Consider the following 22,446-nt stretch of genomic DNA (forward strand, 5'->3'; position numbering starts at 1 on the left):
TGCGCCTCAGAATTTGTAGCGGAAGCCCGCGGTGTAATAGCGTCCGATCACGTCGTAGTACGGCGAGAAGGTCGAACCGATCGGCGACTTCTTGTTGCCGAGGTTGCTGACGTTGGCATACGCCTCGAACGCGTTGTCCTTGCCGAAGCGGTACGCACCGCCGACGTCGAAATACACGTAGTTGCCGATCTCGTTGTTGACGATGGCCTGGTTGCGGTCGTATTTGCCGGCCGAGATGTAGCGCGCCCGCGCGTTGAAGGAATAGCGCTCGCTGTCGTAGGAAAAGCTGCTGATCGCGCGCCAGCGCGGCACGCCGAGGTTGAACGCATAGCCCTGCGAGCCGACGTATTCGAGAGTGTTCACGCCGTCGTCGGTGGTCAGGCTGTGCACCCAGGTCGCGAGCGTGCGGAAGCGCGCACGGCCTTCGACGCCGAACCAGTCGACCTTCCACTTGTACGAGGCTTCGAGGTCGGCGCCGTCGGTCTTGTACTGGGCAAGGTTGGTGAACGAATTGACGATGCGCACGATATTGCCGCTGCTGTCGCGCTCGACGCGCGCGCACAGCTCCTGATTGCCCGCCTGGCAGCGGTTGAGGATGTCCTGCGGATTGATCGCGATGATCACGTCCTGGATGTCGATGTTGAAGTAGTCGAGCGAGAAATCGAGTCCCTCGACCGACTTCGGCGACCAGCTCACGCCGAGCGTGGTCGTGTCGGCGGTTTCCGGACGCAGGTTGCGATTGCCGCCGCCGTTGGTCAGCGCGTACACGGTCTGGTTGTTGGTCGGATCGACCACGTTGTTCCAGCCGGTGGTCAGCGTGGTGAACAGTTCGGACAGATTCGCCGAGCGGATGTCGCGCGAACGCGCGGCGCGCAGGCGGAAGCCGTCGAACACTTCGTCGGTCGCACCGACTTTCCACGACCAGATCGAACCCGTCGTGCTGTAGTCGGAGACGCGCGCCGCGGCGTTGAAGGCGAGATTCTGAAAACCGGGCACTTCCTTCAGCACCGGCACGAGCACTTCGCCGAATGCTTCCTTGACCGTGAAACTGCCCTTCATCGGATTGAAGCTGAACGAGCGGAACGCCTTGGCCGCGTCCTGCGCGCCGACGCGCTGGTCGATCGCTTCGCGGCGGCCTTCGAGACCGTAGGCAACCGACACTTCACCCGCGGGCAGCGAGAACGGTTCGCCGCGCACGCTCGCGCCGTAGGTGTCGAGCGTGGTGGTCGAACGCTGTTGCGGCGTGCCGGTCACGTAGGCAACGGCTTCCTTCGACGGCGCACCGCGGCCGAACAGATTGATCGGCACGCAATGCACCGACGGGTTCGACAGCGTGACGCGGCAGACCGGCTTGCCCGAAGCGGGATCGATCACCGAGTCGACCGCGTAGTTCCACTCCTTCGACAGGATGAACCCCGGCGTATCGATGTTCATCTGGTAATCGCCGTGGCTGTAGTAGCCGGTCCAGCGCCAGCTCTCGCCGAAGTAGCCGTCGAGCGCAAAAGTCGCCTGCGTCGTCTCGCGGTTGTAGTTGATGTGCGGATAGTTGATGTCGTCGTTGAAGCGGCCGATGCGCAGCTGGCTTTCGCCGGCCGCGGCCATCGCGTCCTTCACCGCCTGCGGCAGAAACGCGTTGTCGGCCTGCACGGTGAGGTTGCCGCGGTTGTGGTCGCCGAACCAGATGTAGTTGTTGAACATGCGCGAATGACGCAGGTCGGCGGTGGCGCGCACGGTATCGGTCAAGTCGTAGCGCACGCTGGCCAGGGCTGCGTAGCGCTTGAGCGGCGCGCTGAGCGGACTGTAGTCGTCGTTCGACGGCCCTTCGCCGCCCTGCATGACCGCGCCGACGACGCGGCCGTAGTCGAAATTGCGCAGCGAACCGTCGGGGTTGAACGCCTTGCCCTTGAGCACGCCGGAGAGAATCAAGCCGCCGTAGCCGGCATCGGAGAAACCGACGTCGGGCGTCAGCGCGAGTTGCCCGTTCGCATTTTTCATCACCGCCCAGCGGCCCGCGCGCGGCCGCGCGCTGCGCGGCACGATGCCGTCGTTGTCGAGATACTCGCCGCCGATCACGAAGTGGCCGCGGCCGTCGGCAAACGCGGTGCCCCAGGCCGCTTCGACGCGGCGCTCGTCGGCGTCGTCGAACGCTGAACGCCCGCCCTGGATGCCGACTTTGCCGCCCTGCAGATCGTGATTCAGAGTGATGTTGACCACGCCGCCGACGGCGCCGGAGCCCCAGGCGGCCGACGCGCCGCCGGTGACGACGTCGACCGTCTTGACCAGGATCGACGGCACGGTGTTCAGATCGTTGTCGCTGGAAATACGCCGGCTGTCCACGAGAACCAGCGTGCGCGAGATGCCAAGTCCACGCAGGTCGACCGGCGCATTGCCCGCGCCCGTGTTCGAGCCGGTGGTCTGCGGCGAGCTGGTCGCACGGAAGTAAGGCAGGTCGTTCAACGCCGCGCCGATATTGGTGCGCGAGTCGAGTTCGAGTTCTTCGGCGGTGATCGGGATCGACGGCGTCGGCGCGACCAGATCGGGCCGATCGATACGCGATGCGGTCACGCCGACCGATTCCATCACCACGGTCGTCTTGTCTTTCGGTTCTTTGACCTCGCCGGCCGGCGCGCGCGGCGCGGGTTCCGCGGCCGTGGCAGCCTGCTGCAGCACGATCGTGTTCTCGTCGGTCTGCGCCCACTTGAGGCCGCTGCCGGCAAGCAGCTGATCGAGCGCGCGATGCAGGGACATGTGGCCCTTCAGCGACGACGCGGTCTTGCCCTTGAGCAGACTCAGGTCGTAGATCACCTGGATCTTGCTCTGCTGGCTGAGTTTGTTCACCGCCTGGGCGAGATCGCCGGCCGGCACTTCGTAATCGTGCTCCGCTGCACCCGCCTGTGCCTGCGCGGCGCCCGCGCAAGCCAATAAACCAACGAGAACCCATCGCAGGCGCGAAGCCGCGCCCTTGTTATACCTATTTGACCCCATGAATCGACACCCCGAGGAAAGCAAGCCGGCGGCACCATTGCCGCACGGCCATACTTGCCTTGGACGCTCGAGGCCCAACACCCCCTACCGGATTCGGAAAAATTTTTCCGAATCGGAAATTTGCGTCTGCATAGAACTCACCAGGAGCCTGTACACAAATAGCCCGTTCGCAAATGCGTTCGCACTGAGCGTAGCGCCAAAGGCGCGAAGTCGAAGTGCCGCAAGCCGTGAAATCCCCCGTGTTTCGACTTCGCGAAGCAAAGCTTTGCTACGCTCAGAACGAACGATTTCTTATTTGCCGGCAAGCTCTAAGGACGCGCGAGGACGATATCGTCGCCGTCCTTGCTCACGCGCACCGGCAGCACCTCGGGCAGCGCGCGCGCGATCATCTCCGCGTTGCCGATATGGAAACTGCCACTGACCTTCAATGCGGCCAGGGTCGGATCGGCGAGGCGCAGCTTGTGCGGCGAATAGCGGTTGATCTGGCGCACCGCGTCGTCGAGCGGCGTGTCGGCGAACACATGGAAGCCGAGCGCCCAGCTCATTCCCGGTTCGATGTCGATCTTGCGTTTCGCCCACTGTTTGTCGCGCAACGAGTACACGCCCTGTTCGCCGGGCGTGAGGCGCATCGCCTCAGCCGCGTCGCCCGCGCGGCCGAGCGTCACCACGCCTTCGGCGAGCGAGACGCGGATTTCGCCGGCGTCGCGATCGACCTGGAAGCGCGTGCCGAGCGCGGTGATCGTGGCCGCATCGGCCTCGACCACGAACGGGCGCGCGCCGTCGCGCGCGACATCGAAGACGGCGCGGCCGCTTTTCAGATCGACGTCGCGCCGCTGCGTGCCGAAATTCACGTCGATGCGCGTGGCGAGATCCATGCGCACGCGCGAGCCGTCGTCGAGAACGACGCTGTCGATCGCGTCGCCGGTGTGGAATTCCTTCGCGGGAACAACACCAATGCGCGTGCCCTGGTACAGCGCCAATGCGGCGAGCAGCAGGCTCGCGGCCATCGCCGTCGGAATCGCCCAGCGCCGCAGCGCGCGGCGCGGCGCGGGCTTCGCAGGTGCGGTCGCATGCGTCGCGGCTGCGTCGGCACCGGCAAGCGCCTCGGCAACGAACGGGCCGATCACGTCATCGTCGGCCAGCCCGTCGAGCCGGTCCCACAGGCGCTGCGTCGCCGCATAGGCTTCGGCATGCGCCGGGCGCGCGTCGCGCCAGCGCGCGAACTCGGCGCGCTCATGCGCGCTGCAGTCCGGCGCCAGCAGGCGCGCGAACCAATCCTCGGCCTGTTTGTTCACTCGATCCATGTTGTCCGTGTGGTCCATATCCAATAAGACGCGGCTCAGCCGCGATCCCCCAATTTCCCGCGCAAGGCGGCGAGCGCCTGCGAAATGTATTTCTCCACCATCTTCACCGAAATGCCGCAGAGCGCAGCGATCTCGGGATAGGTTTTGCCGGCGCTGCGGCTCAGCACAAATACTTTGCGGCACTTCGGTGAAAGTTCGGCGATGGCGGCGCGGATCAGCGCGAGTTCCTGGCCGGCGGTGATGCGATGCTCGTGCGATGGCGCCTCGCAGACCAGGTCGACCTCGTCGATCGACTGGCGGCCGGCGACGTGATGCGCCCGGTCCATGCGCAGGCGGCTCACGGCCAGATTCGAGGCAATGCGATAGAGCAGCGACTTCCACACGCCGGGCGGCCGTGAGCTGCCGTAGCCGTAGCTGAGGATGCGCGCGTAGCTCTCCTGCACGATCTCCTGCGCGTCTTCCTCGCTCGCCGTGCGCCGGCGCAGGTAGCCGGCGAGTGCGCCCTGGTGGGTCTTGAAGAACGCGTCGAAGCTCTGCGCTTCCTCGGTCAGGAAACTTTCTTCGGATGGAGCTTCGTTGACGAGAACTTCAAAGGCGCTGTCGGAGCCGTTGGCCATGATCCCCAATCTTTCGGTACAACCTGCGTGCCGAAATCTCTCATTTTGTCAACGCGGTGACAAGCGAAGTGCCAACTGTGCACTCTTCGTACGGTGTATCGCAGACCGCAGTGCGAACGACGCAAGCGTCACGCGGACGATGCAAGACCCGCGTGCCGCTCGTTCGATTTCAGCCAGCAGAAGCAAATACTTTCGCGCAGCGAAGCACGACTAAGCTGCCCCGCTCTCCTTCTTCAGCCACGCGCGCATCACCGTGTCGAGTTCGTCGTTGCCGCTCGGCAGTTCGGTCGGATCGAGCGCCGAGCCCGCTTCGAGCAACAGGGCCAAGGTGCGCACGTGATCCTGCGGGTGCCCTGTCGTCCAACCGTGTACCGAGCCATGAATGCACGCGCCGAGTGGCGTGCCGCCGAACTCGTTGAGCGCGGCCACGGGCGGATTCGCATCGTGCGCGAGCAGCATGGCGACGATATCGGCATAGCCGTGGAAGCCGGCGCGGTCGAGCGGTGTCGCGTTGTGTGCGCCGGTCGCGTGCGGATCGAAGCCGGCTTCGAGCATCAAGCGCACGCTGTCGGGCCGATACCACCAGGCCGCCGCGGCGAGCAGGCCGCGCTCGTCGGCTTCGAGATTCTTCAATGCCGACGGATGCTGCGCGAGTTCATGGCGGACACGCTCGCCGTCGCCGCACCAGAGGGCGTCGATCAGCCGCGCCTTCGGCGACAGCCGCGACACGATCGACTCGGCGATCTGCGCATGCCCGAACTTGCGCGCCACGTCGGCCGGCGAAAGATCGAAGCCGAGCGTCCAGCCGTAGATGTGGCCGCCCGGTGCCACGTACGCGCCGCGATCGATCCGCGCTTCCGCACAGGCCGGAGGGTCGCGAAGGCAGCGCTCGACCAACGCACCGTCGCCCAATCGCGCCGCGGCGAAAATATCCACCTCGGCGCCGCGCGCGACGAGCAGACGCGCGACCGCCTCGTCCGCAATCAGATACTGCAGCGCCGTCGCGCCGTGGTCGATGTCGCGGATGCGCGTGTCGGCGCCGCGGTCGAGCAGCAGCTCCGCGATCGCATACGATGCGGCGCAGTGCAGCACGGTCTTGCCGTCGCCGCCGCGCGCGTTGACCGCGCTCGGATCGGCATCGATGATCGATTTCAATTCGTCGAACAAGCCGAGCCCGGCCGCCGCCCACGGCGTGATACGCGCGCCGCGCTCGATCAGCGGCGTGGCCTGCTCCAGGCTCAGATCGAATTCCAGGATGCCGAAACCGCCGGCCCACCAGGTCGAGCGCGCGTTGATGTCGGCACCGTATTCGAGCAGCACGTCGACGAGCGGCAGATTCTTCTTCGCCTGATGAATCGCCGGAGAGTCGAAGTCGAAACGCCGCTCGTTGATGCCTGCGCGCACATCGGCGTGCGCCGCGAGCAGCTCGCGCGCACGCGCGGCGTCGCCTTCGCGCACGGCGATGTCGAATTGTTCGAGCGGCGAGGCAGTCAGCGACTCGATCTTGCGCTTCATCGCGGCCCAGGAATCGAAGCCGTAGCCGCGCGCGACGACCAGCTGGGCGTCGTGCAGTTTCAGCGTATCGGGGTTCGGCGCCTGCGGCAGGAACGTGCGCACGCGCGCGAGCGCGTCAGCCTCGCCGGCCCAGGCGTCGCGCAACAGGCGCTTGGCAAGCTTTTGCTGATGTTCGAGATTGGGGCTCGGCGGCAGGGGTTCGACGGCGAAGTGCTTCATCGCGCACCGCCTTGGACGGACGCCCGGAAAAACGGAACGAGTTGCAACATGACGAATGCCTCCTCTGAAGGATCGGCCCCGGGTCCGCGCAACATGGGGCGAAAGAGGTTCGTCTTGAGCGAATCGACCAGCGTCGTACAGGCGGGAGTATCCCTTTCCGCGGACGCGGTGCGCCCTGTCAGCGCGCCGGAAAAACTACGCGACCGGCGTATCGCGTGTCAAGCGGGCGCGCCGGCGCTGAACGGCGCCGGTCCGCGCGCGACGACGGCGAAATCGCACCGGCTTCTTTCATCCGCCGCGCCACGGTGGCATGCTCGCCGACGGAACTAATGCGCGAAGCGCACAGTCACAGAGCAGTTCCGATCCGATCGCGCCCTCCCACCGAAACGTCTGTCATGACCAAACCCACCCAAGTGCTCGTCTGGATGGCGGGATTTCTCGTCGCCGTCGCCGTACTCGCCGGCCTGCTCGCGCCGAAGCTGCTCGCGAACTTCGAGGCGAATCCGTTTTTCAACAGCGTGATTCTCGTCGTACTGCTGTTCGGCATCGTCTGGAACTTGCGCCAGGTGCTGCAGCTTTCGCGCGAAGTCGAATGGATCGAGACGTTCAAGCGCTCCGATCCCAGCCGTCCGCTCGCGCCGCCGAAGCTGCTCGCGCCGATGGCGCGCATGCTCTCGGGCCGCGAGCGCTCGAAGTTCTCGCTGTCGACGACCAGCCTGCGTTCGCTGCTCGACAGCATCTACCTGCGCCTCGAGGAAACGCGCGACCTGTCGCGCTATCTGGTCGGTCTGGCGATCTTCCTCGGTCTGCTCGGCACGTTCTGGGGCCTGCTTGTGACGATCCGCTCGGTCGCCGACATCATCGCCTCACTCGGCGTCGGCGCCGATCCGGTCGCCATGTTCAACGACCTGAAGAATCATCTGAAGGAACCGCTGTCCGGCATGTCGACGAGCTTCTCGACCTCGCTGTTCGGCCTCGCCTCGTCGCTCGTGCTCGGTTTTCTCGACCTGCAGACCGGCCATGCGCAGAACCGCTTCTATAACGAACTCGAAGAATGGCTGTCGGGACAGACGCGGCTGTCGTCGGGCACGTTGCAGGGTGACGGCGAGGCGAACGTGCCGGCCTATGTGCAGGCGCTGCTCGAACAGACCGCGGACGGCCTCGAACGCATGCAGCGCGCGCTGATCGAATCGGAGCGCGAACGGCGCAATTCCTCCGAGCAACTCGGCGAACTCAACACGCAGCTCGCGCGCCTCGCCGATCTGCTCGGCCGCGAATCGCGCGAGATGCGCGGCATGAGCGAGACCCAGGAAGAGTTGAAGAACGTGCTGAAAACGCTCGCCGCCGCGCCGAACAACAATGCGCGCCTGACCGACGATCTGCGCAGCGAATTCCGCCTGCTCTCGCGCACGATCGCCGCTGCGGTCGATGGCAAGCGCAACGGTGCTTGAAGAGCTTTTTTTGCCACGGATTCCGCGGATGAACACGGATAGATCAAAAAATCGAACTGCCCCTCTTTCTCGATCCGCGTTTATCCGTGCAATCCGTGGCCAAATCTTTCTTTGACCTGACATGAATTCACTAGCACGCCGCCGCAGGGGACTCGATATCTGGCCGGGATTCGTCGATGCGCTGACGAGTCTGATCCTCGTGATGATCTTCGTCTTGCTGCTGTTCGCGGTCGGCCAGTTCGTGCTGTCGCAGACGCTGGCCGGCAAGAACAAGGCGCTCGCCGATCTCAACGCGCAGATCGCCCAGCTCGCGCAGACGCTGTCGCTCGCGCAGGACGCAAAGACCAAGCTCGACGCCAAGGTCAACGAACTGTCCGCCTCGCTCGGCCAGTCCAACAGCGCGCTCGACACGGCGCATGCCGAAGCGGCCAAGCTCGCGGCCGACATCGCCGCGCTCAACGAGCTGAAGACCCAGCTCGAACAGCAGGTCGCGCAGATGGCCGCGCAGCTCGACCAATCGAAGAAGGACCTCGTCTCCGCGACCGATCTCAACGCCAAGTCCGCCGCCCAGGTCGAGCTGCTCAACCGCCAGCTCGCCGCCGTGCAGGAACAGCTCAAGCAGATCACCGCCGCGCTCGAAATCGCGAACAAGAACGTCAAGGACAAGGACGTGAAGATCGCCGAGCTCGGCAAGGAGCTCAATCTCGCGCTCGCGAACAAGGTCAACCAGCTCGAAAAGTACCGCTCGGAATTCTTCGGCAAGCTACGCGAGGCGCTCGGCAACCGCGCCGACATCCAGGTCGTCGGCGACCGCTTCGTCGTGCCGACCGACATTCTGTTCGCGACCGGCTCGGCCGAACTCTCGCCCGACGCGCAGTCCTCGATGGGCAAACTCGCCAAGACGCTCAACGAAGTCGCCGCGGAGATTCCGTCCAATCTCGATTGGGTGCTGCGCATCGACGGCCACACCGACAAGCGCTCGATCCACACCGACCAGTTCCCGTCGAACTGGGAACTGTCGACTGCGCGCGCGACCGCGATCGTCAAGCAGCTCGTCGTCCAGGGCATCCAGCCGCGCCATTTGTCGGCGAACGGCTTCGGCCAGTTCCAGCCGCTCGATCCGAAGGACACCGAGGCCGCCTACGCGAAGAATCGGCGCATCGAGATTCAGTTGACGAATCGTTGATGCGCGCAAAGCGGTAAAGAAGAAGCCACCGTCATTCCGGCGAAAGCCGGAATCCAGTGCCTTTGTCCTTGTAGATACAAGCAACTGCAGAGACGCTGGATTCCGGCTTTCGCCGGAATGACGAGCTAATGAAGACGATCGCTTACCCCCTAAACCGGCAACTCCGTCGTCTTCTTCACCGTGCGCAATGCCAAAGTCGACTGCACGCGCACGACGCCGGGCAACTGGGTCAGTATCTCGGTGTGAATGCGCTCGAAATCGGCCGAGTCCGCATAGGCCACGCGCACCATATAGTCCGCCGCGCCGGCGAGCAGGCAGCATTCGGTGACTTCGGCGTGATCCTTAATCGCGGCCTCGAATGCGTCGAGCGCCGTGCGCCCTTGCTGGTCGAGCGTCACCAGTACGAACGCGGTGCCCGGCAGGCCCGCGGCCTTTTCGTCCATCAGCATCACGTAGCGCGCGATGAGTCCGCGCTCTTCGAGCAGCTTGACCCGGCGCAGGCAGGCCGAAGGCGACAGATTGACCTGGGCGGCGAGGTCCAGATTGGTCAGGCGCCCGTCCTGCTGCAGCAGGCGCAGAATCGCCCGATCGCGTTCATCGAGGAGCAAATCCGGCATCGACATAAAATTTCGCCAAAAAGGAGAAAAGCCGCGAAATATTCTACAGCCAAGCCCGAAAGCACGAAGAATCGGCGATCAATTGCTTGATGCCTCAATCATACTGCCGCACCGGCCGCGCCGTCGCCGACGCGCGCGCTCAAAGACCAACAAGCCAACTCGAGGGAGCTTCAGTCATGCGTATCGGTGTACCGAAAGAGATCAAGAATCACGAGTACCGCGTCGGCCTCGTGCCCTCCTCCGTGCAGGAACTCGTGCACCACGGCCATCAGGTCATGGTCCAGGCCGGTGCGGGCCTCGGCGCGGGCATCACCGATGCCGACTACACCGCGGCCGGCGCGAGCATTGTCGAAGGCCCCGATCAAATCTTCGCCGAAGCCGACATGGTGGTGAAGGTCAAGGAGCCGCTCGCGGTCGAGCGCAAGAAGCTGCGCAAAGGCCAGATTCTCTTCACCTATCTGCACCTCGCCCCCGATGCGGAGCAGACCAAGGATCTGATCGACTCCGGCGCGATCTGCATCGCCTACGAGACCGTCACCGCGGCGAACGGCTCGCTGCCGTTGCTGACGCCGATGTCCGAAGTCGCCGGCCGCCTCGCTCCGCAGGTCGGCGCGCATGCGCTCGAAAAGGCCCAGGGCGGCCGCGGCGTGTTGCTCGGCGGTGTACCCGGCGTGCCCGCGGCGGAAGTGGTCATCCTCGGCGGCGGCGTGTCCGGCACGCACGCGGCGACGATCGCCGTCGGCATGGGCGCCAAGGTCACCGTGGTCGACCGTTCCGCCGACGCGCTCAAGCGCCTCGCCACCCAGTTCGGCACGTCGATTTCGACGGTGTTCTCGACGCGTTCGGCGATCGAAGAACTCGTGCGCCGCGCCGACCTGCTGATCGGCACCGTGCTGATCCCCGGCGCCGCAGCGCCGAAGCTGGTCACGCGCGCCATGCTCGGCACGATGAAGCCGGGTTCGGTCATCGTCGACGTCGCCATCGACCAGGGCGGCTGCGTCGAGACCTCGCACGCCACCACGCATGCCGATCCGACCTACGTCGTCGACGGCGTCGTTCACTACTGCGTCGCCAACATGCCGGGCGCGGTCGCGCGCACCTCGACCTTCGCGCTCAACAGCGTCACTCTGCCGTTCACCCTCTCGCTCGCCAACAACGGCTGGAAAAAGGCGCTCGCGCAGGACGCGCACCTGCGCAACGGCCTCAACGTGTTCGAAGGCAAGGTCACCTGCGAGCCGGTCGCCGAAGCGCACGGCCTGCCGTACGTGAGCGCGGAAAGCGCGATCGGCATGTAAGACGCTCTGCGAAATCGCAGAAACAAAAAAAAAAGGGGGCCATCGGCCCCCTTTTCTTTGTCCCAAACGTCGCCTCACCAGAGGCCGAGCGACACCGACGCGTACCAGTTACGTCCCGGCAGAACCAGATAGTAGATATTGCCGTTCTTGATCGAGTCGGCGACCTGGTTGTGCGCGTTGAACAGGTTCTCCACCTGCAGGCGGAACTTGTAGCTCTTGATGAACGAGCCGTCGATATTGCGCCCGTAGCCGAGGCTCAGCGCGGTCTGCCAGAAACCGTCGGACTTGCCGACCGAAGTCACCGTGGTCGCGTCGTCCGGACTGAAGCCGCTGTTGTAGACCTTCTGCCCGCCGATGTACTTGCTCGTGAGCGAGCCGAACAGGCCGTCGCCCTCGTAGCTGAGGCCGAGCGCCATCGTGCCGTCCGGCACGTTCGGGATATCGAGGCTCGACAGCCTGAACGCCGCGTCGATCGTCGAGAAGTTCGCGAACGCACTGACGCCGTTGCCGAAATAGTAAGTCGCCGTGCCTTCGACGCCGTACAGGCGCGCGCCGCGTGCGAGCGCGAAGATCGGGTCCTTGGTGACCGGATCGACCGACGACAGCGGGAAGTTCTTGTAGTCGATATAGAACACGTCCGCGTCCATGCTGAAGCGGTCGGTCTTGTACACCGTGCCGAACTGGTAGTTCATCGTCTGCTGCGGCGCGGCGCGGTTCTTCGACGGATCGGGCACATAGAACTGGTTGAGGTTCGGCGCGAGGAAGCCCTGCGCGGCCTGGCCGTATACGCTCCATTCCGGCGTCAGCAGATAGTTCGCCGCGAGATAACCGAGCGTCTTGCGCCAGGTCTGGTCGTAGTACAGCGGCGTCTTCGTCGTCTGGTTGATCGGCGCCTCGATGTCGCGCGTGAACTGCAGGCTCTTCACGCCCGGCGTGACGGTGAGTGCGTCGGTCGCCTTCCACTCGTACTCGGCGTAGAGCTGCGCCGTGCGCAGCCAGTCGCGCATGGTGTACTTGTACGCGCTCGAATCGGGCTTGCCGGGCTTCACGTCGTGGATGCCGCCGAGCGTGTAGTCGAGCAGGACCTGGTTGCGGTCGTTCTTCTGCATCTCGTACCAGCCGCCGACGCGCAGCGTGCCGTAGGCCGTCGCGTAGGACAGGGTCAGCACGTCGCCCCAGGCGCGGTACTTGTTGACCTTGTAGGCGCCGCCCATGTTCGTCTTCGACGCGTTGGTGCCGATCGTCGGCGACTCGTGGCTGTCGTTGTTGTAGTAGTACGTGTAGGTCTTGTTGTCGACCGTCCAGTCCGGCGTCAGCGCGCTCTTGATGCCGATGTATTCCAGGTCGGTCTGCTTGGTCTGGAAGTTGTAGCAGGTGCAGTCGGTCGTGGTCGGATCGTGGTTGAGGCCGAAGTTGCGCCCGAGCGTGTTGATCTGCGCCTGGGTCAGCGTGGTCTTGTCCGGGTTGTTGAACTTGATGTCGTTGTAGTTGCTCAGCACGGTGATTTCGGTGTCCGTGCCGATCGGCTGCACGTACTTGATGTACGCCGTCTTGCGGTGCACGCCCGAGTCGGTGCGGAAGGTGTCGCTGTCGTAGTACTGCGCACTCGCGATCAGCCTGCCGCCGCCGACCTGCTCCATGCGCCCGGTGTTCAATTCGAGATGGCTCAGCGTGGTCGAGTAGCTGCCGAAGGTCTGCGTCGGAATGATTTCGAACTGATCGAGCGGGTCCTTCGAGCGAAGCGCGATCGTGCCGCCGAAGGTCGCCTCGCCGATCGTGCTCGCGCCGCCCGGGCCGCGATCGACCGAGACCTGGCCGATCATTTTCGCCGGAAAATAACTCGACGTGTGATGCGAAAAGTCGTTCGTGTCGCCGAACGGAATGCCGTCGTAAGTGACGTTGTACTGGTTGTCGTTGAAGCCGCGCATCGTCACCTGCTTGGCTTCGCCGAGGCCGGGGCCGGCTGGGCTGATCGAGCTCACCGACGGCGCCATCGCCGCGATCGCCGCATAGTCCGCGGTCGGCGGCTCGTGGTTGGCGATCCAGTCGAGGCCGATCACCGAAGTCGGCTGAGTCACTTCGAGTTCGCTCTGCACCGGCGCCATCGTGATTGCCGAACGCGCGGAGCTGGCATTGACTTCAACTTCCTGCAACTGCATGGCCGCCGGCTTGTTCGCCGCATCGGCCGACGCGGGTGAATTGGCCGGCGCAGCCGGATCGACGTTGGTATCGGCGGCGAAAACGGCGGGCGCAACGCCCGCAAGCATCATGGCGAGAGCCAGCGGCCGCAGCCGCGAGGCCCCGGCGAGGCGCGAAGACAGGCAGGGCGCGGCCTGCGGCGAGAACGGCACGCAACGGAACTGGGTCATGGTCTGTGAGTTCTTGTAAGGAGGGGCAAAAACACCGTGCACCTTACGGTCAACACATGTCCGAATTGCTGCAGATTCCTTACCGTCGCTCGAACCCGATCCGATTCACGGCGGACTGCAACGAAACCGTCATTTCCCCTCGGCACAGTGCCCGCGCGCACCGCGCCCCTCGGTGCGCATCAACCCCGGAGATAATAAGAATGCGTACTTTCAAAGCGTGTCTCGCTGCGTTGACCCTGCTCGCCGCTTGCACAGCCGGTGCAGCCGAAGTAAAGCCTTACCTCGATGCGAGCGCGGTCGACCTGTTGCACATCCTGCCGCCGCCGCCCGCGGACGACTCGGCGCAGACGCTCAAAGAACTCGGCGAAATCCTCACTATCCAGGTCGCGCGCACGCCGGCCATGGCCGATCGCGCACGCGCCGACAGCGAGGAGAGCATCTGGCGCTTCGCCGACGTGCTCGGAGAAAAATTCAACGCGGCCAGCCTGCCCAAACTCGCCGCCCTGTCCGAACGCCTGATCAAGACCGAAGACGTCGTCGTCAAGCCGGCGAAGAAAGGCTTCAACCGCCCGCGCCCCTACGTGCTCAACAAACTCGTCGAACCGCTGCGCGCCGGCACGAGCAGCACGCCGTCCGGCGCGTGGCCGTCGGGCCACACTACGCTCGGCACCCTGATGGGCATCGTTCTCGCGAACATGCTGCCGGAAAAGAAAGCCGAACTGATGCACCGCGCCTGGGAATACGGCGACAACCGCGTTATCGCCGGCGTGCACTACCGCTCCGACGTCGAAATGGGCCGCATCGCCGGCTCGGTCATCGCCGCATCGCTGACGACGCGGCCCGAGTACAAGTCGGAATTCACCGCGGCGCAGAAAGAACTGCGTGCAGTGCTCGGTTTGCCCGCGGCGCCCTGACCGCGGCCGACCGAGTCTGCAAGAACAGAAAAGCCGGGCGCGATAAATCGCGCCCCTACACGCTTCTCTTTTGATCCAGCTTTTTGCTCTGGCTTCTGCCCCAGCTTCTGCTCCAGCTTTTGCGCGCACGATGCGCGCCGCTCTGGCTTCTCCGGGTCCCTATTACATTGCGGCGGCAGCGGACGAAAAGGCCCGCAGGGTGCGCGCGAGGATCGCGCGCATTCCGCTATTGCGCACGGATGTGCAATTAGCGGAACCCGGCCGCTGACGCGGACCCTTCGGGCAGAAGCCCAAAGGGCGCAATGTTCTGGGGCGGCGTTTCTTTGGTTACTTTCTTGTCGCTGCTGACAAGAAAGTGACCCGCTCGTCCGCAGGACGAGTGGAAGCCTTGCACTGCTCCCGCAAGTAGAAATTCAAACCTTGCCCGCAAGCAGATGAAACTGCCAAACAACCTCACGCATCCGCGCGGAATCACCCCACGCCGCGCGCAGATCGGCCTCGACGATCGCCACCGGATCCGCGCCATTCGCCTTGATGTAACGCTGCGTCGCCGACCACGAACGCAGATACGCCAGCAGTTGATCGAGATTCCAGCGCATCACCATCGGAAATTCCGGCGCGGCGATTTTTTCGAACGGAAACGGGATCGTGCGATAGCCCGCATCGACATAGGCGCGCTCGGCAGGCCAATACGGGCCGGTCAACGCATCGCCATAGAGATGATCGATCACCTTGTCCACCGCCGCATCGACGCGGCATGCGGCGTAGCTCCAGGCGGCGATCACGCCGCCCGGCTTGAGCACACGCCGCACCTCCGCGTAAAACGCCGCATGATCGAACCAGTGCAGAGCTTGGGCAATGGTCACAAGGCTCGCGCTCGCGTCGGCGAGCGACGAGCGTTCGCCGGGCTCGACGCGGTACTCGACGTTCGCACGCTGTTCGGCGTCGGCGATCTGGTTCGCGCTCGGATCGGTCGCGACGACGCGGTCAAAACGCTGCGCGAGCGCGACGCTGGCCTGGCCGTTGCCGCAGCCGCAGTCCCAAGCGAGCGCGCGGTCGGGCGCCAGCGCGGCAAGCCAGTCGAACAGCGCGTCGGGATAGGTCGGCCGCGCCTCGCGGTAGAGATCGGCATGGCCGGAAAAATGGTCTTTGAACGCAGTGCTCATTTTGACGCTCGCCCTTTTCTTTTCGCCCGTCCCGGATCGCGCGGCTCAGGAAGCGGCCACTCCGGACCGCCCTCTTCGATATTGCGAATCTGACCCGGCTTCAGGTCGTCCAGAGCTATATGGCCGATGCGCACGCGGATCAAGCGCAGGGTCGGCAGGCCGACCGCCGCGGTCATGCGCCGCACCTGGCGGTTGCGGCCTTCGCGGATCGTCAGTTCGACGTAGGCGTCGGGCACCGACTTGCGGAAGCGCACCGGCGGATCGCGCGGCCACAGCCATTGCGGCGCGCCGTCAAGCAAGGTTGCTTGCGCCGGCAAGGTCGGGCCGTCGTTCAAAAGTACACTTTTGCGCAATTGCGCCAATTGTGCGTCCGTCGGTTCGCCTTCCACCTGGACGAGATAGGTCTTCTCGACCTTGAAGCGCGGATCGGTCAGGCGCTGGGCGAGGCGGCCGTCGTCGGTCAGCAGCAGACCTTCCGAATCGTAGTCGAGGCGGCCGGCCGGATAGACGTCAGGCAGCCCGACGAAATCCGCGAGCGTGCGCCTCGGCGGCACGCTACGGTCGGTGAACTGGCAGAGGACGTTGAACGGTTTATTGAGGGCGACAAGCATGCTCGCGTCTGCCCTTCCCCGCCGGACGCGGGGAAGGGTTTCGTCGTTGTCGTCTTAGTTGGCCGGCTTGACGAACTTCAGCGTCATGCGGTCGGACTCGCCGATCGCCGCGTACTTCTCGCGGTCCACGTCTTTGAGTGCGTAGCTCGGCGGCAACGTCCACACGCCCTTCGGATAGTCCTTGGTGTCCTTCGGGTTGGCGTTGACCTCGCTCTGCGCTTCGAGCTTGAAGCCCGCATCGGTCGCAAGCTTGACCACGGTATCGACCGGCAGATAGCCCGAATCCTTGTCCTGCTCGAGCGTCGTGCCGGGCTTGGCGCGGTGATCGACCACGCCGAGCGTGCCGCCGGGCTTGAGCACGGCATACATCGCCTTGAACATCGCATCGGCGCTGCCGTCGTCAGTCCAGTTGTGCACGTTGCGGAAGGTCAGCACGACGTCGGCCGATGCGGGCGGGCCGAACACCGGCGCCTTGCCGTCGAACTCGACGACCTTCGCCGCGCCGAGCTGGGCGGGATCCTTGGCGATGCGGTCGGTGTACAGCTTCGAGTACTTGTTCGGCGAGCCGTCGGCCTTCGTCGACTTGAACACCGCGCCGATGTACTGCCCGCTGTCTTTCAGATACGGAGCGAGGATTTCGCTGTACCAGCCGGTGCTCGGCACGAGTTCGATCACGGTCTGGTTCGGCTTGACTCCGAAGAACGCGAGCGTCTCCTTCGGATGGCGGTACTTGTCGCGCGCCTTGTTCGCGTCGGAACGCCAGCTGCCGGCAAGAATCCTGTCCATCGCCGCCGCCGAGTACTGGCCGAGCGAAGCCGGCGAGACCGGCGCTTTCGGCTGGTCGGCGAACGCGGCGGAATTCGCGGCCAGGGCCGCGGCGAGCGCCAGCATCAGCGTTGCAGTGTTGCGCATAAACGTACTCCCTCTCTGGATGGTGGTTTACAGACCGGCATCGGCCGGAAAAGATTTCGCGCCGACGCGGACTTCCTCCGCGTACGGCGGCACGTCGACGACGAGGCCGCGGGCCAGGCTCTGCTGCAGATCCTGCCACCAGCGCACGGTGAAAATCTCGCCGTGCGCATCGAGCAGCGCCGCGCGCTGCGCCGCGTCCATGCCGAGAAAGCGCGGGAACTGTTCGGGGAACACGTCGAGCGGACCGACATAGAACGACTCGCCGCGATCGTCGTCCTCGGGCAGTTCACGGAAGCGGCATTCGCTGACGAGGCAAAGCTCGTCGTAATCGTAGAAGATCGTGCGGCCGTGGCCGGTGACGCCGAAATTCTTGAACAGCAGATCGCCTGGGAAAATATTGCTCGAAGCCAGATCGCGGATCGCCTGGCCGTAGTCGATCACCGCGCGGATCGCGGCATCCGGGGCGGCCTCGCGCGCATACAAGTTCAGCGGGCGGACGCGCCGCTCGACGTAGCAATGCGCGACGACGAGATCGGCGCCGTCGATCTTCACCGTTTCGCTGCAGCTCGTCAGCAGTTCGTCGAGCAGGGCCGGCGCGAATTGTTCTTTCGGAAAGCGCAGGAAGCGGAACTCCTGCGCATCGACGAGGCGGCCGCAGCGATCGTGGCGGAAAACCAGGGTGTACTTCTGCATCACCTCGGCGCGCACGCTCTCCTTCGGAAACGCGAACTTGTCGCGAATCAGCTTGAACACGAGCGGATACGACGGCAGGGTGAACACGGCCATGACCATGCCGCGCTCGCCGTCGGCGTGCACGAACTGCTCATCGCGGTGCGCGGCGAGGTGGCGGAAGAAATGGCGATAGCGTTCGGTCTTGCCCTGCTTCGCGCGGCCGAGCACGGTGTAAAGCTCGTCGATCGGCTTGTACGGCAGCAGCGTGCGCAGAAACACCACCGCGTCGCCGACCGTCGGCAGGTCGGCCTGAAAATAACTGCGCGTGTAGCCGAATACCTGAGCGACGTGAGCGCGCTCGGTCAGCACCGCGTCGACGCGCAGGCCGCTGTCTTCGTTGATCAGGGCGATCACGAGCGGCGCGATGCGCTCGGCGCCGAAGATGCGGCCGACCAGATAGGCGCGGCGCTCACGGTAGAACACCGTGTCGAGCAGTTCGATCGCGCGGATCGGATTGGCATTACCCGCGTCGGTGCGCCAATCGGCGAGGCGCCGCGTCAGAGTCTCGGCAATGCGCAAAGCACACAGTCCGAGATGCGCGTAGGCGACGTCGAATGCGTAGTCGCCGAGCATGCGCCGGCAAACACGCGGCAACTGGCCCCAGACCGCATAGCTGTGGCGGCCGACCGGATGCGTGATGCTGTCGGTCGGCTCGATGTCGAGGGCGACGAATTCGATCTGCGCATCGACGCCCGAGGTGCCGAAGAAGCGCCGCGTCAGCGTGTTGTAGAAAGTCTTGTTGAGTTCCTGGTCGAGCAGCGGCGCGATCAGCTCGGCGAAGCTGCGGCGTATCTCGATCCACAGCGCGCGGTCGTGCAGACGCTCGCGCAGCAGGCGTTCGAGCCGTGCCGTGGTCGCGCGCACGCAGATGTCGTAGAGATCCATGCGCTCGACGTTGTCCATCCGCGCCGAAGCGAAATCGCGCGTCTCGAAGCGCTGCTTCGCGCGCCGCGTCACGGCACGGAAGCGTTCGTTGTAGTCGGCGAAGCCGTTGCGGATGTCGATCGCCGCCGCCGCTGCGAGCGCCTCGCGCTCGCCGGCCGGCGCGTCCGGTTCCAGTATGGCGGCGTCCACGGTATTCATCGCGCCGCTACCATACCGGAATTCCGCACCGCTGCGCAGCGATGCGCCGCTCGCACGGATCAGTGCGGTTCAGCGCTCGTCGACCTTGGCGTTCTTCAGCAGCAGGTCGAGCTTGGCCTTCATTGCGTCCTGGGCCGTGCCGTTCTCGGCGCGATACTGGAATGTGTAGAGCACGCCCGGCGCGGGCTGCGGGTCGGGCTTGCCGAAGATCGTGCTGATCGACTGGCGGTCGTTCGCGCTCACCGCGACCGCATCGTACGGATGTCGGTGGTGAAGCCGTTTGTCCCACTCGTTTTTCGCGTCTTCGCCGGCGCTCTGCGCGGGCGCGCCGTGGCGGAACACGCCAACCTCGGTCTTCTCCTCGCGGTCGTAGGCGGCGACGCCGGCGATGTCGAGCACCGCGCCGCGAGCGTCGGGGATGAAACCGAAGTCGAGGCGCAGGCGGCTGCCCTGGTCGATCTTCTGCAACTCGGGCCCGTAGGAGAAAGTCACGCGGCGGCCGTCGAAGGCGAAGCTGCGGCCGTAGTCGACGTGCAGCACGGGCTGCGCGAGCGCCTTCGGCAGCAGCGCTTTCTGCGCGAGGAATCCATTCCACTGCGCGAGCGTGCCTTCATAGGACACGGCGAGGAATCCGGTCAGCAGTTTCATGCGTTCGATCTGGCCGCTGCGCCCGAGCGCGCCGAGGTTGCGCTCGAAACCGACGTGGCCGTCCGGCACCGGCAGATCGAATTCGACCAGCCAATTGCTCGTGAACCAGCTGGTCACGTGCCAGATGCACACCTGCCAGACGCGCCCCCATACGTCGGTGAACGTGGAATCTTCGTCGGGCTTGCCGAACGAAAGCACCTTCGCGTTCTCCGCGTTGACATGGATCGTGCTCGGCGAGGACTTGAGCACCAATTCCTTGACCAGTTGCGGGTCCGCGTACCACTTCGCCTGATCGATGTCCTCCGGCTTGTGCCGGTGATAGATCAGTTCGCCTTTGAACGAGGCCGCGTCCTGCCAGCCTTCGTTGCCGAGATCGAGCCGCGCATAGCGCGGCGCGTCGATCGTCCACGTGCCGCTGCCGTTCTGCACGATCACGCCGGGCAGGTTGCGTTGATAGAGCGCCCGCAGCAGTTTCTCGCTACCGCTGCCGTGCGGAAACGTCTCGCCGGCGTTCTCCGCGAGCAGGTCGTGCAATTGGCGCGCGTTGAAGTCGTCGACCGATTTCATGTACGCCGCGGAAAATTCGGCGAAGCTCTTCGGCATCGGAATATCCGCCTTGAACTGCGCCGTGCGCGTTTTCTCAAACACGGCGACACCGGTGACCACGCGCGAATCCACCTGGACGACGCCGTCCGCCGCGCCCGTCACGAGCGCGATCGGCACGGCGAAATTCAAGGTGTTTTCGGATACGCGCTTGGCGCGCACGATGCCGATCACCCTGCCCTTGTCGTCGAGCAGCGGGCCGCCGCTGTTGCCTCCCGAGATCGGCGCGGAGAAGCGCAGCCATTGCCAGCGGCCGTTCTCGTCCTCGGGCGTATCCGAGGTGTAGTTGCCTTCGCGTACGACGATGCCTTCGCCGAGTGCGTTGCCGACCGCGTAGACGGTCTCGTTGAGCTGCGGCTTTTCCTCGATATCGAACGCGGCGGCGGTGCTCGGCGCCTTGGCCAGGGTGAAGACGACGAAATCCTTGTCCGCCGAGCCCTTCACGATCTGCCCGATCGGATAGACGTTGCCGCCCGCGTCGCGCAGCAGCGGCTCGCCGCGCGTGTCGCCGAACACCGCAAACAGCACGTGCATCGCGGTGACATAGCGCCCGTGACCGATCGAGAACGCCGTGCCGACCGGCAAATAATGATCCGAGCGGACTTTGTACGGGATGAGATTTTCCCAAGGCTTGTCGAACGTAGCCGACTCCTTGGCCGGCTTCGGCACAACGACCTCGAACGTCGCCTGCTGTACCTTGCGCTGCACGTCGACGTCGAGCGGCACCGCGACGACCGCGCGGCAAACCAGCAAAACACAGATCAGCGCTGCACCGACGCGCGCCATCCGACCCGCCCCTGCCCGCACGCAAATCCGCATATGTCCTCTCCTTGCCCTGATTGCACGGCGCAGGCGGCGCCTGCGCGAAATCCCGACGCGATCGGAAAGTAGGCGATATTTTTGTATTTCGGGGTTAAGAAAACTTAAATAAGGTTAGCCGTCGGAATCGACGCAGCCCGCACGGGATCAAGGCCGCTTAGCTGTCGGCGCGGTGGCCGGCACAAACGGATTGCGTCGCGTGGCCGCAAGCGTAGCCCAGGCCGTCGCGCCAAGATGCGGACGGCGGTAGTAGTAGAAATCGGCCGACGTGCTGTCGCCGCCGATGGCGAGGCCGGTGGTGATGCGCGGCTCGCGCGTCGCGTAGAAAAATCCGCCGGGCGATTCTTGCCCCGCAATCGTCGCGAACAACTTGTCCGCGTCGGCCTCACGGCCGAGCCGGCGATAGACTAATGCGACCTGCGCGGTGCCCTCCGTCCACAGGCCGTCGCGGTCGGCGTTGAAATCGAAACCGCCCGGCACGGCATGTTCGCGTTCGACATAGGTCAGCGCGCGCCGCCACTCGGGCCGCGCGTTCGCCAGCAGTTGCGCCCAGAGCTGCGCATCGAGGCCCGAAGTGCTGCGATTCGGCGTGACGCCGTCGGGCAAAGTGCCGACGAAGAAATGTCCGCTCGCCGCGTCCCATTGCGCGGCGACGAAATCGCTCGCCTGCTTGACGTACTTTTTCCAGTCACCCGGCGCGCCGGCGCGATCGAGCCAGGCGAACATCGCCGCGAGGTCGATATTGTGCTCGGTCGCTTTCCACAGAATCTTTTTCGGCGCGGCGTCGAAGCCGTCGATGCCGCCGCTGAAACCGCCGGCGCCGCGCGCATCGGCCGTATTCGCAACGATCCAGTTCGCGAGCTTCGCCGCGGCGTCACGCCAGCGCACGTCGCCGGTCACGTCGTGCAAGGCAAGCAATGCGAGCGCCGCCCAGGCGACGTTGCCGGTCGCCGTGCCGTCCTGATACGCGTCCTCGACCCAACGGTTTTCACGCGCGTCCCACCAGCCGTTCGGCAGCGGTTTGTCGGCGACTGCGCCGGCACGATAGACATTACGCAGACGCGCATCGCCGGTCGCGGCGATACGCAGAGCTTCGCCGATCCGCAGCGCTTGTGCTTTGCGCTCGCAGGCGAGCAAGGCGATCACCGCGAGTGCGTTGTCGTAGGTGAATGCCGCGGTGCGCAGCGCGGGCTCGGCAGGCTCTCCGCTGCCATGCTCGTGATCGTAGCTGCGCAGGAAAATCGGCGCCGATCCGGCTATGGCGTCAACGCGCGTGGCAAGCGCAGCGCAGCTTCTCTCGGAAACCGTCCGCACGGTCGTCACCGCATGAGCGGCGAACGGCACGACGAGCAAAGCCGCCGCCACAATCCGCAGTCTGCGTACGCGAAACACTGCTTTTG

16 protein-coding genes are annotated in these 22,446 nt (G+C 64.8%); 4 read left to right on the plus strand and 12 right to left on the minus strand.

Features of this window, described 5'->3' with window-relative positions; translation table 11 throughout:
- Nucleotides 1-6: 6 nt before the first annotated feature.
- The 4 genes from FFS30_RS10935 to FFS30_RS10950 all read right to left on the minus strand — a co-directional run bounded on the left by FFS30_RS10935 (nt 7) and on the right by FFS30_RS10950 (nt 6,640).
- Nucleotides 7-2,985: a TonB-dependent receptor gene (locus FFS30_RS10935; RefSeq protein WP_212742455.1), complete on the minus strand. Its 2,979-nt coding sequence runs from the start codon at nt 2,983-2,985 to the stop codon at nt 7-9.
- A 308-nt stretch (nt 2,986-3,293) separates the two neighbouring features.
- Nucleotides 3,294-4,289 (minus strand): FecR domain-containing protein, encoded by a 996-nt coding sequence (locus FFS30_RS10940; RefSeq protein ID WP_171014564.1) that lies wholly within the window; start codon nt 4,287-4,289, stop codon nt 3,294-3,296.
- A 35-nt stretch (nt 4,290-4,324) separates the two neighbouring features.
- Entirely contained in the window at nt 4,325-4,906 is a 582-nt protein-coding gene (locus tag FFS30_RS10945) for an RNA polymerase sigma factor (protein ID WP_137913162.1), read from the minus strand.
- A 210-nt stretch (nt 4,907-5,116) separates the two neighbouring features.
- The gene (locus FFS30_RS10950; protein ID WP_137913163.1) at nt 5,117-6,640 is read right to left on the minus strand and encodes an ankyrin repeat domain-containing protein; all 1,524 of its coding nucleotides are present in this window, start codon (nt 6,638-6,640) and stop codon (nt 5,117-5,119) included.
- A gap of 395 nt (nt 6,641-7,035) precedes the next feature.
- Between FFS30_RS10950 and FFS30_RS10955 the strand changes: the two genes are divergently transcribed.
- The gene (locus tag FFS30_RS10955; protein WP_137913164.1) at nt 7,036-8,091 is read left to right on the plus strand and encodes a flagellar motor protein MotA; all 1,056 of its coding nucleotides are present in this window, start codon (nt 7,036-7,038) and stop codon (nt 8,089-8,091) included.
- Between the two features lie 121 nt (nt 8,092-8,212).
- Entirely contained in the window at nt 8,213-9,277 is a 1,065-nt protein-coding gene (locus FFS30_RS10960; protein ID WP_137913165.1) for a peptidoglycan -binding protein, read from the plus strand.
- Between the two features lie 149 nt (nt 9,278-9,426).
- On the opposite strand, the gene FFS30_RS10965 is transcribed toward FFS30_RS10960, so the two are convergent.
- Nucleotides 9,427-9,894, minus strand: coding sequence for an Lrp/AsnC family transcriptional regulator (locus FFS30_RS10965; RefSeq protein ID WP_249352383.1), 468 nt, complete (start codon nt 9,892-9,894; stop codon nt 9,427-9,429).
- A 176-nt stretch (nt 9,895-10,070) separates the two neighbouring features.
- Between FFS30_RS10965 and ald the strand changes: the two genes are divergently transcribed.
- Nucleotides 10,071-11,189 carry an alanine dehydrogenase gene (gene ald / locus FFS30_RS10970; protein WP_137913167.1) on the plus strand — a complete coding sequence of 373 codons (1,119 nt, stop codon included), beginning with the start codon at nt 10,071-10,073 and terminating at the stop codon, nt 11,187-11,189.
- 74 nt (nt 11,190-11,263) lie between these two features.
- On the opposite strand, the gene FFS30_RS10975 is transcribed toward ald, so the two are convergent.
- On the minus strand, nt 11,264-13,558 hold the full coding sequence (locus FFS30_RS10975; RefSeq protein WP_137913168.1) for a TonB-dependent receptor: 2,295 nt from the start codon (nt 13,556-13,558) through the stop codon (nt 11,264-11,266).
- A 200-nt stretch (nt 13,559-13,758) separates the two neighbouring features.
- Here FFS30_RS10975 and FFS30_RS10980 point away from each other — a divergent pair, with 200 nt between their 5' ends.
- Nucleotides 13,759-14,472: a phosphatase PAP2 family protein gene (locus tag FFS30_RS10980; RefSeq protein ID WP_137913169.1), complete on the plus strand. Its 714-nt coding sequence runs from the start codon at nt 13,759-13,761 to the stop codon at nt 14,470-14,472.
- Between the two features lie 413 nt (nt 14,473-14,885).
- On the opposite strand, the gene FFS30_RS10985 is transcribed toward FFS30_RS10980, so the two are convergent.
- The 6 genes from FFS30_RS10985 to FFS30_RS11010 form a co-directional block, all read right to left on the minus strand.
- Complete coding sequence (locus FFS30_RS10985; protein WP_137913170.1) at nt 14,886-15,638, minus strand: class I SAM-dependent methyltransferase; 753 nt, start codon at nt 15,636-15,638, stop codon at nt 14,886-14,888.
- On the minus strand, nt 15,635-16,249 hold the full coding sequence (locus FFS30_RS10990) for a pseudouridine synthase (RefSeq protein ID WP_137913171.1): 615 nt from the start codon (nt 16,247-16,249) through the stop codon (nt 15,635-15,637). The genes FFS30_RS10985 and FFS30_RS10990 overlap by 4 nt, the downstream gene beginning before the upstream one ends.
- Nucleotides 16,250-16,303: 54 nt before the next feature.
- Entirely contained in the window at nt 16,304-17,161 is an 858-nt protein-coding gene (locus tag FFS30_RS10995; protein ID WP_137913172.1) for a class I SAM-dependent methyltransferase, read from the minus strand.
- Nucleotides 17,162-17,188: 27 nt separating this feature from the next.
- On the minus strand, nt 17,189-18,976 hold the full coding sequence (aceK, locus tag FFS30_RS11000) for a bifunctional isocitrate dehydrogenase kinase/phosphatase (RefSeq protein ID WP_137913173.1): 1,788 nt from the start codon (nt 18,974-18,976) through the stop codon (nt 17,189-17,191).
- A 69-nt stretch (nt 18,977-19,045) separates the two neighbouring features.
- Complete coding sequence (locus FFS30_RS11005; RefSeq protein ID WP_171014565.1) at nt 19,046-21,013, minus strand: serine protease; 1,968 nt, start codon at nt 21,011-21,013, stop codon at nt 19,046-19,048.
- Nucleotides 21,014-21,193: 180 nt separating this feature from the next.
- A complete protein-coding gene (locus tag FFS30_RS11010; protein ID WP_212742456.1) occupies nt 21,194-22,411 on the minus strand; it encodes a hypothetical protein in 1,218 nt (405 codons plus the stop codon).
- Nucleotides 22,412-22,446 lie beyond the last annotated feature (35 nt).

Origin of the sequence: Rudaea sp. 3F27F6 (assembly GCF_005503555.1) — a bacterium.
In the GTDB taxonomy this organism is placed as follows: Bacteria; Pseudomonadota; Gammaproteobacteria; order Xanthomonadales; family Rhodanobacteraceae; genus Rudaea.

Coding starts and splice junctions, on each gene's coding strand:
- FFS30_RS10935 (WP_212742455.1), bottom strand. CDS start 2,985: ATGGGGTCAAATAGGTATAACAAGGGCGCGGCTTCGCGCCTGCGATGG.
- FFS30_RS10940 (WP_171014564.1), bottom strand. CDS start 4,289: ATGGATCGAGTGAACAAACAGGCCGAGGATTGGTTCGCGCGCCTGCTG.
- FFS30_RS10945 (WP_137913162.1), bottom strand. CDS start 4,906: ATGGCCAACGGCTCCGACAGCGCCTTTGAAGTTCTCGTCAACGAAGCT.
- FFS30_RS10950 (WP_137913163.1), bottom strand. CDS start 6,640: ATGAAGCACTTCGCCGTCGAACCCCTGCCGCCGAGCCCCAATCTCGAA.
- FFS30_RS10955 (WP_137913164.1), top strand. CDS start 7,036: ATGACCAAACCCACCCAAGTGCTCGTCTGGATGGCGGGATTTCTCGTC.
- FFS30_RS10960 (WP_137913165.1), top strand. CDS start 8,213: ATGAATTCACTAGCACGCCGCCGCAGGGGACTCGATATCTGGCCGGGA.
- FFS30_RS10965 (WP_249352383.1), bottom strand. CDS start 9,894: ATGCCGGATTTGCTCCTCGATGAACGCGATCGGGCGATTCTGCGCCTG.
- ald (WP_137913167.1), top strand. CDS start 10,071: ATGCGTATCGGTGTACCGAAAGAGATCAAGAATCACGAGTACCGCGTC.
- FFS30_RS10975 (WP_137913168.1), bottom strand. CDS start 13,558: ATGACCCAGTTCCGTTGCGTGCCGTTCTCGCCGCAGGCCGCGCCCTGC.
- FFS30_RS10980 (WP_137913169.1), top strand. CDS start 13,759: ATGCGTACTTTCAAAGCGTGTCTCGCTGCGTTGACCCTGCTCGCCGCT.
- FFS30_RS10985 (WP_137913170.1), bottom strand. CDS start 15,638: ATGAGCACTGCGTTCAAAGACCATTTTTCCGGCCATGCCGATCTCTAC.
- FFS30_RS10990 (WP_137913171.1), bottom strand. CDS start 16,249: ATGCTTGTCGCCCTCAATAAACCGTTCAACGTCCTCTGCCAGTTCACC.
- FFS30_RS10995 (WP_137913172.1), bottom strand. CDS start 17,161: ATGCGCAACACTGCAACGCTGATGCTGGCGCTCGCCGCGGCCCTGGCC.
- aceK (WP_137913173.1), bottom strand. CDS start 18,976: ATGAATACCGTGGACGCCGCCATACTGGAACCGGACGCGCCGGCCGGC.
- FFS30_RS11005 (WP_171014565.1), bottom strand. CDS start 21,013: ATGGCGCGCGTCGGTGCAGCGCTGATCTGTGTTTTGCTGGTTTGCCGC.